Genomic DNA, 17,591 nt, shown 5'->3' with positions numbered 1-17,591 from the left:
ATGTGAAAAGTATTATCTATTTGAGATTACTATTGTTACAGATAAGTTGAATACTCCTTTATTACCAACTCCATACAAAGTCAGTGAAATAACTGAAAAGAATATTCAAGAATACGATTTTTCATTATTTGCCGATAAGTATCCGCGATTTGTCGAACGTATTCATAACGATAGTTATAAGTTTTATGTTGTATTGGACAAAAGAAAAGTTTGTTATTATACATGGATTTCCCTTACGCATTTTATCTTTCCAAGATATGTGAAGGAAGTAAGGAAATTAGATGTGGATACAGCTTTTTTGTTCGATAGTCAATGTGCTAAAGAGTATCGCGGAAATGGATTCCATTCTTACATGAATATTTTTCGGTTGCAAAAAATAAGTGAAGCAAATAAAACCAAAGCACTCGGATTAATACTTGCCGGAAATATGCCAGCATTGAAAGTACAATTAAAAAGCGGAATGAAGATAACGCATATTATCTCAACATTCTATTGTGATTGGCTAAATATTAATAAAATAAAATTTACTAAGTATGAAGGTTGATAGGGAAATATTTTTCAATTTAATAAATGAATTTCAATTTATTCCTTTATATCAAAGTGAAGGATATTTCAAAACAAAATATTCTGGTTCTAAAAAATATGATTTCCATGTGAATCATTTAGGTAATCCTTCTATTGGATGTTGGGGATATGTGATTAAGATTCCGTTTGTTGGTAATCTATTTTATGTGGAGTCATTGGTATATCGTGATACAGAAAGAACTTCACTCGTCAATTTTTTACGAGAACTTGTATCAAACGGATTGTACAGTATAATCAATCTTAACGATGATAATATTTATAATCCTTATGTGGAGCAATCGTTCAGAGAAGCTGGATTTCGAAGACCGTTAGGGCAATGGGGAACCGCCCTGACAGTTGTTGTCGATTTAAAGGATTTGAAGCCATACAAAAGTAATTGGAAGAAAAATATAGGAAAAGCCGCGAAAATACCCGGTCTCTCATTTCAAGAAATAAATACCCCGAGCGATAAATTGTTAGATGATATTGCTCAACTTTTTATCGAGAACTCCGAAATAAAACAGTTGTCGTACCATTATACTCTGGCAGATTTATCAGCATTTATGTCGGATAAAAAATATAGATTATACACAGTCAATATTAATGGAGAAATTATAGCAGCACGTATTATTTTTGTTAATAAGCAATATTCCTATGACGTGAGTACGGCTAATGGACGCAAAAGCCGCGAATATAGGGGAGTCACACATTATTTGTGTAGTAAAATTTTTGAAGAACTACAATCAGAAGGTGTTGTTTTTTTTGATTTTAGTAGAATTCCTACCGGACGTAAAGGGGCCGAGGGAGTTTGTTTATTCAAAAGCGGCTCCAATGGCGTATTGGTCCAGTATAACGGATATTGGTTATATACAAAGAAAAACTGTTATAGATACATGATGTACTTTATCAATAAGTTTATTCGGAAAAAATATGAATATTAGAATATTATTGGGTGATATTGTAGGATATTTCCTTCTGTTGTACTGGAAAATATTTGAAAAAAGGAAATTCAATTTCAAAATGCAATTGCTTTCTGTTTATTTTCATAATCCTCAAAAAAAAGTTTTTGAACATGCAGTTAATTTCTTGCATCACAACGGGTATCGATTTATATCTACGGAGGAATTATATTTAATCATAAATTCAAAAACTAAATTAAATACTAAAACAGCTTTGATAACATTGGATGATGCCTGGATTGGGAATCTTACCAATGTGATTCCATTCATTGAACAGCATCGTATTCCTATAACTATTTTTACGGCCACAAATCCCCTAAAAGACGGAGTGTTATGGCTTAATTACTTTCGTGATAAGACATTGTTGCACCAATATGAAACTATTTTTCCAGAGTTGAAACTTTCTAATCCAAAGAAACTTTCAACTGCATGTCGAAATGAAATTTGGAAAACGCTTCGAGGTAAGAAAAAATATACAAGGGAAATTATGACAGAAGAAAATATTCAGGGACTTTCCAAAAGTAAATATATAACCATTGGTTCACATACGGTATCTCATCCTATATTACCAAACTGCGAAGAAAAGGAACTCCGATATGAATTGTCTGAATCTAAACAAAAATTGCAGGAAATGCTGCACTCTGTAGTTAATAGTTTAGCATATCCCAATGGCGATTATAATGATGACGTTATTGAGGAATGCAAGAGAGCCGGTTACATAATGGCATTCACTACAGAGCAGAGATTATTAGATATAGAGAAAGATTCCTTGTATAAATTGCCTCGTTATAGTGTGCCGAATGAATTTGGTAAATATGAATCGATTGCAAGAGCCCTTGGATTATGGAATAAATTTCTTTCATTATGATTGTTATTAATTTTGTGGGCGATATTAGTCTTAACAACAGATATGAAGAGTTGTATCGCAAGGGGATTAGTCCTTTTAGTAAGATAGAACCCATATTCAGCCATTCAGATTATAATATTGGAAATTTAGAGTGTTTATGCGACGATAAAGGAGAAGTTAATCAGTTAAAAAAACCGAGATTGAAAACAGCTCCCGAGGTTTTACAACTCTTATCTCCTCTAAGATTTAATATGTTAAACCTTGCGCATAACCATATATACGATGCCCGTGAAAGTGGAATAGAGTGTACTTGTTTGAAAATAAATGAACTGGGAGCTGATTATATTGGGTATAATTCTAATAGACAGATTCCATCGTTTATAAGATATATAACGGTAAAAGGGAAGTTATTCGCAATAATTTCGGCTGTACATCCTGATACGAATCCTCATATTCCTGAGGATGTAACACTTAATTTACCGAGTTACTCTAAAGAAATTTTATTAAAATATATAGCTGAGGCAAAAAGTAAATCTGCTTTTATAATACTTTTCCTACATTGGGGTGGGCGTGTGGAAGAAGGATTTATACCTGATTGGTATCAAATGCAAGATGCTCATAATTTTGTAGACAAAGGTGCTGATTTGGTGATTGGAGGACATTCGCATACTGTACAACCTTATGAGGTTTATAAAGGAAAATATATATTTTATAGTTTAGGGAACTTTTGTTTTGATGATATAGAAAATGAAGGCATAATGTATCCTATTGGTCGTTTTCGAAAACGTCGGGGTATTATTGTAACGATAATGGTGAATGAGCATAATGATTCTTATACAATAAAAATTATTCCGGTAATTAACCGTAGGTGCTATATAATCCCTTATGCTGGTTATCGATTAAACATGCTGATTCGGAATGTGTATTTCTATTTGATAAAAAATCACAGATGGTTATGGAGGATTAATTTTAAGTTATTCAGAAAGTTAAGCCCTTTTTATCTATATATATTTGAAAATACAGATTCCTTGTCTGTAAAGTTCTCTAAATTCAGCATGGCTAAAGTATTAAAACACTTACGAAAATAATATGTTATGGGACGGAACATCTATTTGCTATTAAATTATAAAGGAGGTTTTGGTAATAAGTATAATGCTATTCCTTATCATTCCGGATACAATAAAGAAGAACTATCGAAACAATTTAAAGTGAGGGATTTTAATGTTATATATTTATATCCTTCTCAGTTAGATATGAGAGATAAAGCACTCAATGGACAGCTGATACTTTATTCTTCAATGGAAGACCCTGATGGTTTTTATAAATCATATGTTGAGGACATTGTATATGGATTATCTCTTCGGGGAGCTATCGTGATACCAGCCTATATGTTTTTAAAAGCGCATCATAATAAAGTCTTTATGGAGATGCTAAGAGATATGTCGGAACTATCCGAAATAAAAAATTTAACATCACACCATTTTGGGGCATTAGAAGAATTTGAGCATAGTTTTGATCATACTAAAGATAATACACCTTTGGTAATAAAATCAGCATCCGGAGCTTCCAGTTCGGGAGTACGGTTGTCTACAAACAAAAAAATGTTGTTCAAATATATAAAACAACTCTCTCTCAGTAAAACTCCTTTTAAAGTAAGGATTAAAGAAGTATTGAGAAAATATAAATATGACGGTTACACAGTCCCGTCTGTACACAGAAAAAAATTTATACTGCAAAGTTTCATTGAAGCTATTGATAATGATTGGAAAATACTGGTATTCAATGATAAATTTTATGCTATTAGAAGACCTAATAGAAAGCATGATTTTAGAGCAAGCGGAAGTGGAAAACCCAGATATCTTTTTGGGAAAGATGCCCAATTACCTAATGGGTTGTTGGACTTTGCAAACAGAATTTATCAATCTTTTAATGTTCCGATGATATCTTTAGATATAGCTTTTAAGGATAGTGTTTTTTATCTTATAGAAATGCAATTTGTTGCTTTTGGAAATTCCGGACATCATTATTCCAAAGAGTATTATTATAAGAAAGATGAGCAATGGCTACTGAAAGAAAATACTCAATCTATAGAAGAAACATATACAGATTCCATCGTAAGTTATATAGAAAGGAATAATTTATGAAGAGAATCATTATTCTTCGACCTGCACTTAAACAAAGTAAAGGTGGAGTGGGCAATTATTATGATATCGTAGAAAAATTAACTGAACTAATTGATTTTTTTCGCATAGGAAAGAGGAGTTGCATGAAAAATAAATTAATCCAACTTCAATCTATAATATATTACATAACAGATTATATTCGTTTTATTTTTATTGTACCAAGGTATAGTCTTGTGGTAGTCAATCCCTCAATGACTAAGAATTGTTTATATAGAGATTCATTATATATACGGATAGCTAAGATTTTTCATAAAAAAGTGGTAGTCTTTTGGCGTGGCTTTAACCATCTGTATTTTAATAGCGTCGTGAGGGATAAATATAAAAAACTTTTGAACAATACTTTTTTTCAGGCAAATCATACCATTGTATTAGGTGAAAATATTTATAAATCCTTACATGAAATTGGTTGTAATACTCCATATACTGTTTCTACTACCATTCTTACCTCGGATTTGCTACTCGATTCGTCCAAACAATTCAAGCCAGGTAAATTCACTATTCTCTTTCTCGCACGTTTGGAAAAAGACAAGGGTATTATGGAAGCGCTAGATTGCTATAAAATAGTAAAACGTGATTATCCATTTGTGAATATGCTAATTGCCGGATTCGGAAACGCTTTTACTGATGTGCAATCGCGCATAGACAATGAGAATATTTCAGATGTACAATTATTGGGAAATGTGTTCGGAGAATCTAAATATAATGCTTACCATGATGCAGATATGTATTTATTTCCTTCTTATTACGAAGGTATGCCTAATTCTGTACTGGAAGCGATGGGAATGGGATTGCCTGTTGTTACTACAAAAGTTGGAGGGATACCAGATTTTTTTGAAGATGAAAAAATGGGATATATTATAAATGATTGTAATCCTGAAAAATTTGCGAGAGCTATTTACTCTCTGATTGAAAATGATCAATTGGAGCAAATATCGGAATATAATCGAAATTATGCAGAACAACACTTTCTTGATTGCATTGTTGTTTCTAAACTTGAGAATTGTTTAATCTCTATTAGTGAAAGTTAGAAAAATATTTTTTGTTTCCCGAAATAAATTGATGCTATTGTTTTTAGTATTATAAGAAACTGTTAAAAAATTTTGAGATATGATGCATTTATATCGTATTGCCAGATATCTATATAAGCATAGAATTCCATTTCTTCCCAAAATAATACAAGGATTAATATTTCTACTTTTCAACAGTAGAATCACACCAGATACCATTATTGGAAAAGGTACTTATTTTGCATATAGAGGAGTCAGTTCTGTCTTAGTCTCGGGAACTGTTATTGGGAATAATTGTGTCTTAGGATTGAGATTTTCTACTGTTAGAAAATTCCCTTACAAAAATGTGCCGAAGTTAGGAAACGACATATACGTTGGTCCCAATGTCGTTATAATGGGACCTGTTATTGTGGAAGATAATGTTATAATTGCAGCTAATTCGGTTGTTAACAGGAGTGTACCAGCCGGGGGTATAGTAGGGGGAATACCGGCTAAAATAATAGGGCATATACACGATTTGGAATATGACATCTTTAGTAATCCTAAATATAAAGAAGGTTATGCAGAATATTTAACTGATAAAAAATGAAGAGAATCGACTCATTCATAAATTTAAAAGCATATTGCGAAAATGAAGATTTTGCGGGCTGGGATCCGTATGACGGGTTGAACTCTAAAGTGTTTCAAGCGTTGCCGTTTTTTAAACATTCGGCTCTTTGTCGTCTTATAATCATTCAGAGCTTCAAACGCTGTCCGGTTAATTTTCGGAGAATTGCCCTTGTACCAAAAGGACATAACGCCAAAAGTATCGCTTTATTTTTAAGTGGCTATTGTAATCTTTATCATGCTCTTCAAAAAGGAATGGACATAGGTATGTCGCAAGAGGAGTGTTTCGAAAAAATACGTTATCTGGCTGATTTGTTGCTTTCTCTTCAAAGCAAAGGTTACAGTGGTGCCTGTTGGGGCTATAATTTCGACTGGCAATCAAAAGCTTTTTTTCTTCCTCGATATACCCCTACTGTAGTTGCAACCTCTTTTGCGGTTGAGGCGTTATTGAACGCATATGAGATTTCTAAATCCGAAGAATATTTATCCGCCGCATTATCCTCTGCAAATTTTATTCTTTTAGATTTGAACAGAATTCAGAAAAAGAAAGGATATATGTTTTCTTATTCTCCATTGGATTTCCGGGCTGTGTATAATGCATCGCTTTTAGGAACTAAAACTCTTTCAATGGCTTATAGTTATTCAAATGATGAAAAAATAAAGATGGCAGCTTTCCATTCCGCTATAGCTGTTTGCAATGAACAAAATTCCAACGGTTCTTTCCCTCATAGCGATCAGATAGGAAACAAATGGCGTGATAATTTTCATACAGCGTTTAAATTAGAAAGCTTATCTTTTTATCAAAAATATTGTAATGATAAATCCTTTAATGTCAATCTTAAATTAGGATATCGATATTGGATTAAAAATTTTTTCATAAAAGAAAAAGGTATCGCCAAATATTATGACACAAGCAATGAAAACGACACTATCGATCTTCACTGCATTGCTCAAGCGTTTTCAACTTTATATAAACTAAATAAATTAGAGGAGCAAAAAGAGCTCATAAATGCTCTTGTAAATTGGGCCGGAACCTATATGCAAGATAAGAATTCTGGATATTTCTATTTTCAGAAAAAAGATAGGCGAATAAATAAAATTGCTTACATGCGCTGGCCGAATGCGTGGATGTTCTACGGAATGAGTTATTTACTTTTATTTGATGCAAATCATGACAAAAATTCGCAATTTTATTAGATTAATAATGATACGACTGAGGTATGTCATCATGACGAAAGCCTATAAAATGGACATCGCAAAGTCCGCAAGAATTTCTTTCGGTGCAAAGCTCGATAAAACAAATCCTTCAGGAATTCATATCGGAGATGAATCCTATGTAGCTTCCGGCGCTATAATTTTTACACATGATTTTGCAAGAAGTATGCATGCCGATACTTATATTGGAAAACGCTGTTTCATAGGAGCAAATGCGATTGTTATGTGTGGTATCACTATTGGTGATAATGTAATTGTTGGTAGTGGTTCTGTTGTTACGAAAAATATCCCTTCCAATTGTATTGCAGCAGGTAATCCGGCAAGAGTTATCAAAGAAAATATTCATACTAAAAAGTTTGGTCAACTAGATGACATTTAAGTATTCAAAATAGATTTTGGTTATGGTGTACGAAAAAGTATCGTTAAACGGAGTTGAAGTGTATCCTTTTAACTCTGAAGAAGAGCTGTTGGGGTATGTGGATATGCATCCGGGTATCCTTGTGGCGATCAATGCCGAAAAGATTCTCCATGCAACGGACGAAACGAGGGCGATCATCAACCGAAATATTGGATATTGCGACGGCGCGGGAGCCATGGTGGCTTTACGGCAAAAAGGCTATCCGAACGCGTGCAAAATACCGGGATGCGAATTGTGGTTGAAAATCGTACAGGGGTTTTATCATGAAAAATCGTTCTATCTGGTGGGAAGTAAGCAACAAATAATAGAGGAAACGGTCACGAAACTTAAAAAAGAATTCCCTGATATCCGGATTAAAGGGTTCCGGAACGGGTATATTACTTCGCAAAAAGAAGAAGCGCAATTGATCGACGATATCGCAACGAAAAACCCCGATGTGGTATTCGTGGCTATGGGATCACCCAAACAAGAGCTTTTGATGGAAGAGATGCAAAAACAGCATAAAGCCATATATCAAGGTTTGGGAGGTAGTTTTGATGTGTACACCGGACATGTGGAGCGTGCACCTCGTTGGTGGTTAAATCACAATCTGGAATTTGCATACCGGTTACTGAAGCAACCGAAGCGTATCACTCGCCAGATTCATTTACTACGCTATGCATATTGGTTGATTACCCAAAAATTATAAAAGGTCTGGAAAAATATTTATTTTGTGGTAGATATTACCCAGGATTTTGCCGATGCTATCATTCGGACAAGTCAATATGTCAATCCCAATTGCCAAAGGGGAATAACATTCAAATATCCATATTCAATATCGTCTTTCACGACAAATCCATGTTGCGTATTTTTAATTTGTTTTTGCCCTTTATTTTTTCCGCCGATTTCGAATGTTTTGTCTCCAATTAAAAAATCAGAAACAGAAGAAGCATATACGTCCTGTTTTACTCTCATTTGATTCAAAAAGAAAGTTTCCCTGACATTCCCTATATTCGAATTCTCTTCGGCAAGATGGTAAATAAGATTCGTATTATCCAAATAGATTTTATCCACTTTGCCTAATCCCCGAATGCCGCCTATTTGGTCTCTCAACTGGGCTATCAAACCTGCTTCTTCAATATACAGACAATAATCGGCAATATTATTTCGACTGGCAGATAATATTTCTGCTATCTTAGTCATATTCGGCTTGAATGGAGCGCTTTTAGCTATGATAGATAGCAATTGTTTCAGTTTACGGCCTGTGGCAACATTCATTTCGGCATACATAGGAATATCGTTTTCCAAGGTTTGATTTATTATCTGATTGAGACGGATGCCAAAATCTTCATCCATAGCAAAGGGATAATAACCTGTTTTGAGATAGCTGCTAAAAAGGCGAAGAGGATGTGGAAGATCGGGTAATTCTACTTTATGCGCTATTATTTCATCTAAAGAAAAAATATTCGATTGTATGTTATGGAATAATTGAAGATATTCCCGAAATGACAATCCTTGCATATTGTAAATGACTGCCCTGCGGCTGAGGTCGGATGTTCCTTTTTTTATGTCTAATACGGAAGAACCTGTAAAAACGACTTTCAACTCTTTATGATAGTCGTAAATTAACTTCAATTCCTTTGCCCATTCTTTATATTTGTGGATTTCATCAATAAACAGATATTTTCCTCCCTGCTTAATAAAAGCATCCGCTAAATCTATAAAACGATTTTCAACAAAATAAAAATCTTCCGCTGTAACATAGAGCGTTTCAGCAAGATTAAGGTTTTGCTTGATGTATTGGAGTATCAAAGTCGTTTTTCCAACGCCACGTGCTCCTACGAGACCAATCATCCTGCTTTTCCAGTTTATTTCATTGTACATATATCGGAAAAATGTTGTATCGGTTTCTCTAATGAGCTTATTGGAATATTCAAATAATTTGTCCATAATGCGTTCCTTTTTTGCAAAGGTAGTAAAAAAGCACTACGAGAGTGCTTAAAATGAAAATATTTGCACTTTAAGAGTGCAAATATTGATTCAATGTAAAGCTATCGGGGCTTACTCTACAAAAGCGGGTGTCGGTATAATTTTGCTTCCTCCCGTAAATTTTACAAAGAATGAATAGCTCCTATTTTCATATTCAGCATCAGAGTTTATTAAAGAGCAATATAGGAACTACAACATAAAAACAGTCGATGCTCCCCGATCAATGGTGAAGCTTAGCGGAAAATAGTAATGGAAATAAGACGTATCTCAAAAGAAATAGTGTACTTGTTGAGTATGATTACGGATTAGCCCAGGTTTGGTTTAAATAAATATATTTAACATCTTAACAAGTCGTATGTTTGTCAATCTTCTTTTAATAGATAATCTTTTCGAAAATACTACACGAAAAAGTATCGTTAAACGGAGTTGAAGTGTATCCTTTTAACTCTGAAAAAGAACTGTTGGATTATGTGTGCAAGATACCATGATGCGAATTGTGGTTGAAAATCGTACAGTGGTTTTATCATGAGAAATCGTTCTATCTGGTAGGAAGCAAGCAACAAATTACAGAAGAAACGCAATTGATCGACGATATCGTAACGAAAAACCCCGATGTGGTATTCGTGGCTATCACCGGACATGTGGAACGTGCACCTCGTTGGTGGTTAAATCACAATCTGGAATTTGCTTATCGGTTATTGAAGCAACCGAAACGCATCACCCGACAGATTCATTTACTACGCTATGCATATTGGTTGGTCGCACGAAAATTATAATAAGCTTTGTTCTTCTTATTTGGTTTCTAATAGTTCCTTTTGGTCCTGTTTGCGGCAAGAGGTGTGTCGTTCGGTGCGACGTCGTCGGTAATAAGTTTATCTCTAAAAAAATTGCGTATTTTGTCAGTTTTTTTGCGCATTCTGTCTTTCCTTTCTCTCCGGTTCTCTCTACCTTTATCTTAATTTTTATGGAAAACGGAACGGGTTTGATAATTTATTATCCGGTTAAACCACCGGCTGCGGCCGGATAATATTTTACATAACTGAAATCCATTCCGGCCGCAACCGGAAGATCCTTTATATAACTGAAATCCATTTCGGCTACGGCCGGAAAGTTCTTTATATAACTGGTATCTATTCCGGCGATGACCGGGAAATATTTCATAAGACTAAAATCTATTTCGGCGATGACCGGAAAGCACTTCACATGACTGAAGCCCTTTTCATCTGTAACCGGCAAATATTTATTATAATAATTAAAAGGTGACGTTATGAAAATCAATTTAAGTAAACAAACCAACGACGGGTTGGGAGCATTGGGTACTTCAACGGTGGAAGTGACCAAAACGAACGGACTGGAAGCAGTAGTTGCCAGTCCCGTATTTACAGTGTTGGAAACGGTGGTACCCGAGTATAATTCTAAAGTGCTCGATACTACCTATAGCGGACTCGGTCCGCAAGCGGCGGGTATTTTGCGGAAAAGCCGGAAAGAATTTACTTCCTTAAGCAAAATATTCAAATCGCTATCCGCCTTTCCTGGTACGGTAAAAGGTGAAGCGGCAGCAATACTCTATCAATTGAGTAAAGCGGTGGGAAATGTATATGCTAAAACGGCCGCTGAGGCCTACAATGCGCTTCTGACGTTTTCGAATCAGATCAATACTGAAGAGAACAAGGCGCATGTTACCACTGTAGGGACGGTAGAAGAAGTGGCGGCATTCACGAAATCGGTTACCGGTTTAGGTACCGTGAGGTTGGAGCAAAGCACGATAGATTCCGCGTTGCGGAGCGATCCTTCGGCTACATCCCTTCGGCCGCAACTGGAAGATGCTCTCAGGGATTACTTTTCTTTGCTTACGGGCATGCGCAAACAAGCGGGTTGGGACAAACTCTATAGCGATATCAACGAAGTCGTGGCGCAGGCTAAGCGCTCTGCCAGAAAAGGAGATAAGGAAGAAGAGGAAAAGGAAGCCGAGTAAAAGAGAATTTATAATAAAGGTGTCGCTTCTAGTGAATTATCATCAGGAGCGACACTCTTGGTTTTATCCCTCTTTTCCGAACGATCCGCCGACAATGTCGAGCAGCTCGTTGGTAATGGTTTGTTGTCGCAGTTTATTATATTGCAGGGTCAGTTCGTCGAGCAACTCGTTGGCATTGTCGGTCGCAATCTGCATCGCCACCGTACGGGCGGCCTGCTCCGATATGGCCGAATTGGCATGCACGAAATAGAGCCTTAACTTCAAGACCTTGGGGATGATCTCGTCGAGAAGAGTCTGTTTGTCCGGTTCGAAAATATAGTCGGTCGACGTTTCCTCCGTTTGCGTATCCGGTTCGATAGGCAGGAACGTTTCGCGCGTCAATATCTGCCTGCTCTTGCTTTGGTAGTGATGGTATATCAGTTCCACCTTGTCGATTTCCTCCGCCAGAAACAACGACAGGAGCTTTTCCGCCACTTGGCGCGCCGAGTCGTACGAAGGATGATCGGCCACCACCCGTTGCGCTTCCGCCTGGCCGGTGAGTTGCAGTTTCTTTACCGCGTTCTGTATTTTATTCCCAATAGGGTAGAGGAGGATGTTTTCCTTTCCCAGATGCGCATAAGAATCGACCGTGGTCTTCAGCGTTTCGATGATGTTGTCGTTAAACCGTCCCACCAATCCGGTGTTCGACGAAAAAGCCACAATAGCCACCCGCTTCACCTCGCGTCGGCGGGTAAACGGCGAAACAAAATCGTGATCGGCCTGCATCAACGTTTTCATCAAATGCGCCATCCTTTCTTCATAAGGACTCAGATTTTGAATGAGCCGCTGCATCTTCCTCAGTTTCGAGGAAGAGATCATCATCATGGCCGAGGTGATCTTATGTGTCGACCGCACCGACTGTATTCTTGATTTTATTTCCTTTAATGATGCCATTGTTACCGGTTCCTCTTAGTTTTGCAATTGTTTCACCGTATCGGCGGCTACTTTCCGTAAAATGGCGGTTATTTCGTCATTAAACTCGCCGTTTTTTAGCCGATCCAATACCGTCTCCTTGTGATTTACGTCGAGGGTGAAGAGGAATTGCTTTTCGAACTCCGATACTTTCTCTACGGGGATGTCGCGCAGCAAGCCTTCCGTACCGCAATAGAGCACGGCCACTTGTTTTTCCACGCTCATCGGCTGATGAAGCGGCTGGATAAGGAGTTGTTCGTTCTTTTTTCCCTTATCGATGGTCATGGCCGTCACTTTGTCCATATCGCCGCCGAACTTGGTGAACGCGGCCAATTCCTGATACTGCGCCTGATCCATTTTAAGGGTACCCGACACTTTCTTCATCGGTTTAATCTGGGCGTTACCCCCCACACGCGATACGGAAATACCGACGTTGATAGCCGGGCGTTTGCCTTGGTTGAACAAGTCCGTCTCGAGGAATATCTGTCCGTCGGTGATGGAGATGACGTTTGTCGGGATATAAGCCGATACGTCGCCCGCCTGGGTTTCGATAAGAGGCAACGCGGTGAGGGAGCCGCCGCCTTTCACTTTTCCTTTTAAACTGGGAGGAAGGTCGTTCATGTGTTCGGCCACTTCCTGCTGCGAAATAATACGCGCGGCGCGTTCGAGCAAGCGGGAGTGAAGGTAGAAGATATCACCCGGATAGGCTTCACGTCCCGAAGGGCGTCGAAGGATGAGCGATACTTCGCGGTAAGCCACCGCCTGTTTCGAAAGGTCGTCGTAAACCACCAACGCGTTGCGTCCGGTGTCGCGGAAATATTCGCCGATGGCGGCGCCTACGAACGGCGCGTAATATTGCATCGCAGCGGGGTCGGAGCCATTCGCCGCAATCACCACCGTGTAGTCCATCGCTCCGTATTCCTTGAGCGTTTGAACGGTCGATGCCACGGTCGAACCTTTTTGTCCTACGGCCACATAGATACAGTAGATAGGATTGCCCGCTTCGAAGTTAGCCCGTTGGTTGATAATCGTGTCGATGGCAATGCTGGTTTTTCCTGTTTGGCGGTCGCCGATGATGAGCTCGCGTTGTCCCAAACCGATAGGAGTCATCGAGTCGACGGCTTTGAGTCCGGTTTGGAGAGGAGTATCCACCGGTTGGCGGAACACCACGCCGGGCGCTTTACGCTCCAGGGGCATCTCGAATAGTTCGCCGGTAACTTTCCCTTTCCCGTCGATGGGCGTTCCCACGGTGTTGATCACCCGGCCCAACAGTCCTTCACCCGCCATAATCGAAGCCATGCGGTTGGTTCTTTTCACCGTGCTGCCTTCTCTTATCTCGGCCGATGATCCCAACAATACGGCTCCCACATTATCTTCTTCCAGGTTCATCACAATCGCTTCCACTCCATTGTCGAAGCGCAGCAGTTCGTTGGCCTCGGCGTTATGCAATCCGTAAATGCGCACCACGCCGTCGCCCACCTGCATCACGACACCCGTTTCATCGAATTTGATATCGGTGCTGATCCCTTCGAGTTGCATGCGCAACACTTCGGATACTTCACTGGTCTTTATTACATTGTTCGACATACTTTTATCTCTATGCCTTGTGCCGAAACCCTTTTTTCGGCCGGGCTTTTAATTGTTTATTTCTTTCAATTCATTCTTGATGCGGCGCAACTGGCTGGCCACGCTCGCATCCCAACGGTTATCCCCTATTTGCAAGATGAAACCTCCCACTATCGAGGGATCTACCGCTTGCGTCATTTCCACCGTGCCGCCGGTCTGCTTCGCGATGATGGATTTCAGTCGCTCGTACACGCTCTTATCGGTATCGACCGCAGTGGTGAGAGTCGCACTGAGGATGTGATTCTTATCTCTATATAAATCCTGAAAACGGAGAGCTATGTAGTGCAGTTTCTCAATCCGGTTGTTTTCGAGCAACAAATCGATGAACCGATCCCATGCTTCGGAAACTTCTCCGCCCGATGCCGTGAGAATGAGTTTTTTCTTTTCTGCCGGAGACAGTATCGGATTATGCAGCGCCTCGCCGAAACGGGGCACTTCCCAAAACATTTGCGACAACATTTTTACGGCTTCATACACTTTGTCCTGCTCGCCCCGTTCTATGGCGTAGTCGAGCAAGGCAGTTGCGTATCGGGTTGAGATAAGTCCTGTATTCATGCACTCTTACGATTTCGAGATTTCTATTTCATCCAATAGCCGGTCGATCATATTCATCTGCTCTTCTTTGTTACCGATTTTCTCTCTCAGGATCTTTTCGGCCACCTCGATCGACAGCGATGCGATTTCGCTGCGAAGCGACTGTAAAGCGTTTTGCTTTTCCGCTTCGATTTGCTTGCGCGCTTCGGCTACTATTTTATCCGCTTCCAGTTTAGCGTTTGCTTTCGCTTCTTCCACCATCTTGGCGCGCGTCTGTTCCGTTGTTTGCAGAATTTGCATTTGTTCGGTACGCGTTTCCGAGAGCAAAGCTTCGCTGGTTGTTTTTACTTTCTCCAGTTCTTCGTGTGCTTCTTTTGCCGCCAGGAGCGAGCTGTCGATATACTCTTTCCGGTCGTTCACCGATTTTAAAATCACCGGGAATCCGAATTTGACGAGTATGAAAACGACCAACCCGAACGACAGCAGCATCCAAAACACAAGGCCCGGTTCAGGGGTAAGCAACGACATCGTATTCCTTTTTTATAATATAAATCCGCAAACGACGATAGCAAACAACGAAGCGCCTTCGATAAGAGCGGCGGAAATAATCATGTTCATCCGGATATCTCCTGCTGCTTCCGGTTGGCGGGCAATGCCTTCCATCGCCGACGAACCGATTTTACCGATTCCGAAACCTGCCGCCAATGCAGCTAATCCTACACCTATTGCAGCTCCCAGTGTTCCTAAACTCAAATCGGCTGCCTGTAATAAAATTGAAAGTAGTTCCATAATTCTTTTAAATGTTTATTTATAATCTTAAATGTCTAATGTCTAATGTCATCGGTCGCCTGTCTTTAGACTTTTGACCTTATTTTCTCATCAGCTAATTCGCTAATTTGCTAATTTGCTAATTCGCTAATTCGCTAATTTGCTAATTTTCTCATTTGCTAATCAACTTTGTGCGGTTCCATGCGCGCCATCCCGATAAAAACGGCCGACAGCATCGTAAACACATAAGCTTGGATGTAAGCGACCAACAGTTCTACAAGGTTGATAAACACCGTGAATAAAACCGACACCACCGTCATCGACACGTTAATGGTCGTACCCAGTTTCACCGTTACAAAGATGATTGCCGTCAATCCCAATACGATGGAATGCCCCGCCATGATGTTGGCAAATAAACGAATCATCAAGGCAAAAGGTTTGGTGAAAAGACCGATCAATTCGATGGCCGGCATCAGAGGAATCGGCACTTTCAGCCAGGTAGGCACATCCGGCCAGAAAATATCCTTATAATATTCTTTCGTCCCCGTCAAGTTAATGATAAAGAAGGTGCACAAGGCCAATATCATCGTCACGGCGATGTTTCCGGTGACGTTCGCGCCGCCCGGGAAAATAGGCACCAATCCTAAAATATTGTTCGTGAAAATAAAGAAGAACACCGTCAGCAAATAGGGGGCATACCGTGCATGGTCTTTCCCCACCGCGGGCTTGATAATATCTTCGTTAATCGATAAAATGAACATTTCCATCAGCCCGACAAACCCTTTTTTGCCTTCCATCGGATTTCTTTTCAACGATCGCGCCACGCTCATAATGATCAGCAGGAGCAACAGCGAAGAGATGATAAGCGATAACGCGTTTTTTGTCAATGAAAAATCCCAAGGCCGGATATCATTCCCCGCCGCATCTTTCTCGACAATCTTGCCTGCGTATTTTCCTTCCGCAGCGATCGAAAAACCCCGGTATTCGCTATGCCCGTGATGGAACTGCGAGGACATGAAAACATTCCATCCGCTGTTCTCACTGTACAGGATTACCGGCAGGGAAATTGCGACGTGTTTATTTTTCCAACTGACAATGTGCCACTCGTATGCGTCGGCAAGATGTTCCAGAATCATCTCCTTTACATTCAAGTCTTCCCCGCCGTTCTCGGCCGGGGCGGCTGCCGCCTGTGCCGGTAGTGCGAGGGACGAGAGCAAAAGAACCGAACATAGTATTATATAGAATCTCTGTTTCATTGCTGTTCCGGTTTATTCGTTTCGGAAGACGATTGTCCGCCTTCTCCCTGTTTTTTCAAATACATTTCTATCTTTATATAAATGTATGTTTCTATCATCAGATAAATCAAATAGAAAATGATAAAGATGATGGCGAAATTCCGTATTTGCGCTTTGTCGGCAAACCAATAGATCAAGACCAGTATCAGCGCAGCGAACACCTTCACCACACGAAGAAGCATATAGGTGTTCACAAGTTGCTTGGGCTTGTCTTTGGGTATCTTCATCATCAAATAGATCAAGATGACGCCTGTGACAAAGAAGAATAGCGGAATAATTACGTACCCGTCAATCAGTATCTGTGGAAAAAAACGGTTGATTATTTCCCATGCGCCGTAACCCACGACAACCAATGCCAGGGTGTGCACGATGAAAAGATGGGCCGCCAGTTTCTTCATTGTTCATTCGATACGGATTCGACACATACGGTAATGCGGTTGTTATGCACTTCCGCCACGCCGTCTTCTATCTGTAATTCGGTGAGTTCATCATTCTCCGAAACATACGACAAGCTGCCCTTGGTAAGGGTCGAAATAAGCGGGGCGTGATTCGTTAAAATCTGAAACGACCCTAACGTGCCCGGTAATGTCACCGATTTTACCGTGCCTTGGAAGACTATTTTTTCGGGAGTAATGATCTCTAAATTCATTTATGAATGATGAATGATGAATGATG

Annotated in this window: 21 protein-coding genes and 1 pseudogene; 12 read left to right on the top strand and 10 right to left on the bottom strand. The window is 39.5% G+C overall.

Translation table 11 applies throughout. From position 1 onward, the window contains the following. Positions 1 to 46: 46 nt before the first annotated feature. The 10 genes from ABNK31_RS09925 (at position 47) to ABNK31_RS09880 (ending at position 8,487) form a co-directional block, all read left to right on the top strand. The gene (locus ABNK31_RS09925) at positions 47 to 544 is read left to right on the top strand and encodes a hypothetical protein (protein WP_418892372.1); all 498 of its coding nucleotides are present in this window, start codon (positions 47 to 49) and stop codon (positions 542 to 544) included. Then, entirely contained in the window at positions 534 to 1,505 is a 972-nt protein-coding gene (locus tag ABNK31_RS09920; protein WP_418892371.1) for a hypothetical protein, read from the top strand. The genes ABNK31_RS09925 and ABNK31_RS09920 overlap by 11 nt, the downstream gene beginning before the upstream one ends. Further along, on the top strand, positions 1,495 to 2,391 hold the full coding sequence (locus ABNK31_RS09915) for a polysaccharide deacetylase family protein (protein ID WP_418892370.1): 897 nt from the start codon (positions 1,495 to 1,497) through the stop codon (positions 2,389 to 2,391). Before ABNK31_RS09920 ends, ABNK31_RS09915 begins: the two co-directional genes overlap by 11 nt. Then, complete coding sequence (locus ABNK31_RS09910; RefSeq protein WP_418892369.1) at positions 2,388 to 3,458, top strand: CapA family protein; 1,071 nt, start codon at positions 2,388 to 2,390, stop codon at positions 3,456 to 3,458. Before ABNK31_RS09915 ends, ABNK31_RS09910 begins: the two co-directional genes overlap by 4 nt. Positions 3,459 to 3,464: 6 nt before the next feature. Further along, entirely contained in the window at positions 3,465 to 4,514 is a 1,050-nt protein-coding gene (locus tag ABNK31_RS09905; protein WP_418892368.1) for a hypothetical protein, read from the top strand. Then, positions 4,511 to 5,581 carry a glycosyltransferase family 4 protein gene (locus ABNK31_RS09900; RefSeq protein ID WP_418892367.1) on the top strand — a complete coding sequence of 357 codons (1,071 nt, stop codon included), beginning with the start codon at positions 4,511 to 4,513 and terminating at the stop codon, positions 5,579 to 5,581. Before ABNK31_RS09905 ends, ABNK31_RS09900 begins: the two co-directional genes overlap by 4 nt. Before the next feature lie 79 nt (positions 5,582 to 5,660). Then, entirely contained in the window at positions 5,661 to 6,149 is a 489-nt protein-coding gene (locus ABNK31_RS09895; RefSeq protein ID WP_418892366.1) for a serine O-acetyltransferase, read from the top strand. After that, the gene (locus tag ABNK31_RS09890; RefSeq protein WP_418892365.1) at positions 6,146 to 7,363 is read left to right on the top strand and encodes a delta-aminolevulinic acid dehydratase; all 1,218 of its coding nucleotides are present in this window, start codon (positions 6,146 to 6,148) and stop codon (positions 7,361 to 7,363) included. Before ABNK31_RS09895 ends, ABNK31_RS09890 begins: the two co-directional genes overlap by 4 nt. A 31-nt stretch (positions 7,364 to 7,394) precedes the next feature. Then, positions 7,395 to 7,760, top strand: a complete 366-nt coding sequence (locus tag ABNK31_RS09885) for an acyltransferase (RefSeq protein WP_418892364.1) — start codon at positions 7,395 to 7,397, stop codon at positions 7,758 to 7,760. Positions 7,761 to 7,782: 22 nt separating this feature from the next. Further along, entirely contained in the window at positions 7,783 to 8,487 is a 705-nt protein-coding gene (locus ABNK31_RS09880) for a WecB/TagA/CpsF family glycosyltransferase (RefSeq protein ID WP_418892363.1), read from the top strand. Positions 8,488 to 8,558: 71 nt separating this feature from the next. Here the strand turns inward: ABNK31_RS09880 and ABNK31_RS09875 are convergent, their stop codons facing one another. Next, positions 8,559 to 9,728 (bottom strand): ATP-binding protein, encoded by a 1,170-nt coding sequence (locus ABNK31_RS09875; protein ID WP_418892362.1) that lies wholly within the window; start codon positions 9,726 to 9,728, stop codon positions 8,559 to 8,561. A gap of 434 nt (positions 9,729 to 10,162) precedes the next feature. Here ABNK31_RS09875 and ABNK31_RS09870 point away from each other — a divergent pair. After that, positions 10,163 to 10,543: pseudogene (locus tag ABNK31_RS09870) on the top strand (WecB/TagA/CpsF family glycosyltransferase). A 217-nt stretch (positions 10,544 to 10,760) separates the two neighbouring features. Here the strand turns inward: ABNK31_RS09870 and ABNK31_RS09865 are convergent. Beyond that, positions 10,761 to 10,928, bottom strand: coding sequence for a hypothetical protein (locus ABNK31_RS09865; protein ID WP_418892361.1), 168 nt, complete (start codon positions 10,926 to 10,928; stop codon positions 10,761 to 10,763). Positions 10,929 to 11,034: 106 nt separating this feature from the next. On the opposite strand from ABNK31_RS09865, the gene ABNK31_RS09860 reads away from it, so the two are divergent. Continuing rightward, positions 11,035 to 11,742, top strand: coding sequence for a hypothetical protein (locus ABNK31_RS09860; RefSeq protein ID WP_418892360.1), 708 nt, complete (start codon positions 11,035 to 11,037; stop codon positions 11,740 to 11,742). 63 nt (positions 11,743 to 11,805) lie between these two features. On the opposite strand, the gene atpG is transcribed toward ABNK31_RS09860, so the two are convergent. From atpG to atpC, 8 genes are all read right to left on the bottom strand, one after another. Then, entirely contained in the window at positions 11,806 to 12,675 is an 870-nt protein-coding gene (atpG, locus tag ABNK31_RS09855) for an ATP synthase F1 subunit gamma (RefSeq protein ID WP_418892359.1), read from the bottom strand. Positions 12,676 to 12,690: 15 nt separating this feature from the next. After that, a complete protein-coding gene (gene atpA / locus ABNK31_RS09850; protein ID WP_418892358.1) occupies positions 12,691 to 14,280 on the bottom strand; it encodes a F0F1 ATP synthase subunit alpha in 1,590 nt (529 codons plus the stop codon). 48 nt (positions 14,281 to 14,328) lie between these two features. After that, positions 14,329 to 14,874, bottom strand: a complete 546-nt coding sequence (locus tag ABNK31_RS09845; RefSeq protein ID WP_418892357.1) for a F0F1 ATP synthase subunit delta — start codon at positions 14,872 to 14,874, stop codon at positions 14,329 to 14,331. Between the two features lie 6 nt (positions 14,875 to 14,880). Then, entirely contained in the window at positions 14,881 to 15,381 is a 501-nt protein-coding gene (gene atpF, locus ABNK31_RS09840) for a F0F1 ATP synthase subunit B (RefSeq protein WP_418892356.1), read from the bottom strand. A 12-nt stretch (positions 15,382 to 15,393) separates the two neighbouring features. Beyond that, positions 15,394 to 15,642: an ATP synthase F0 subunit C gene (atpE, locus tag ABNK31_RS09835; RefSeq protein ID WP_418892355.1), complete on the bottom strand. Its 249-nt coding sequence runs from the start codon at positions 15,640 to 15,642 to the stop codon at positions 15,394 to 15,396. A 158-nt stretch (positions 15,643 to 15,800) separates the two neighbouring features. Beyond that, positions 15,801 to 16,877, bottom strand: a complete 1,077-nt coding sequence (gene atpB, locus ABNK31_RS09830; RefSeq protein WP_418892354.1) for a F0F1 ATP synthase subunit A — start codon at positions 16,875 to 16,877, stop codon at positions 15,801 to 15,803. Continuing rightward, on the bottom strand, positions 16,874 to 17,314 hold the full coding sequence (locus tag ABNK31_RS09825; protein ID WP_418892353.1) for a hypothetical protein: 441 nt from the start codon (positions 17,312 to 17,314) through the stop codon (positions 16,874 to 16,876). The genes atpB and ABNK31_RS09825 overlap by 4 nt, the downstream gene beginning before the upstream one ends. Then, on the bottom strand, positions 17,311 to 17,565 hold the full coding sequence (gene atpC, locus ABNK31_RS09820) for an ATP synthase F1 subunit epsilon (protein WP_418892352.1): 255 nt from the start codon (positions 17,563 to 17,565) through the stop codon (positions 17,311 to 17,313). The genes ABNK31_RS09825 and atpC overlap by 4 nt, the downstream gene beginning before the upstream one ends. Between the last annotated feature and the right edge of the window lie 26 nt (positions 17,566 to 17,591).

The sequence above is a fragment of the Limibacterium fermenti genome (assembly GCF_041902845.1).
In the GTDB taxonomy this organism is placed as follows: domain Bacteria; phylum Bacteroidota; class Bacteroidia; order Bacteroidales; family Dysgonomonadaceae; genus Limibacterium; species Limibacterium fermenti.
The sequence above is the reverse complement of the archived record's forward strand: the minus strand, read 5'-3'. Positions and strand labels throughout refer to the sequence as shown.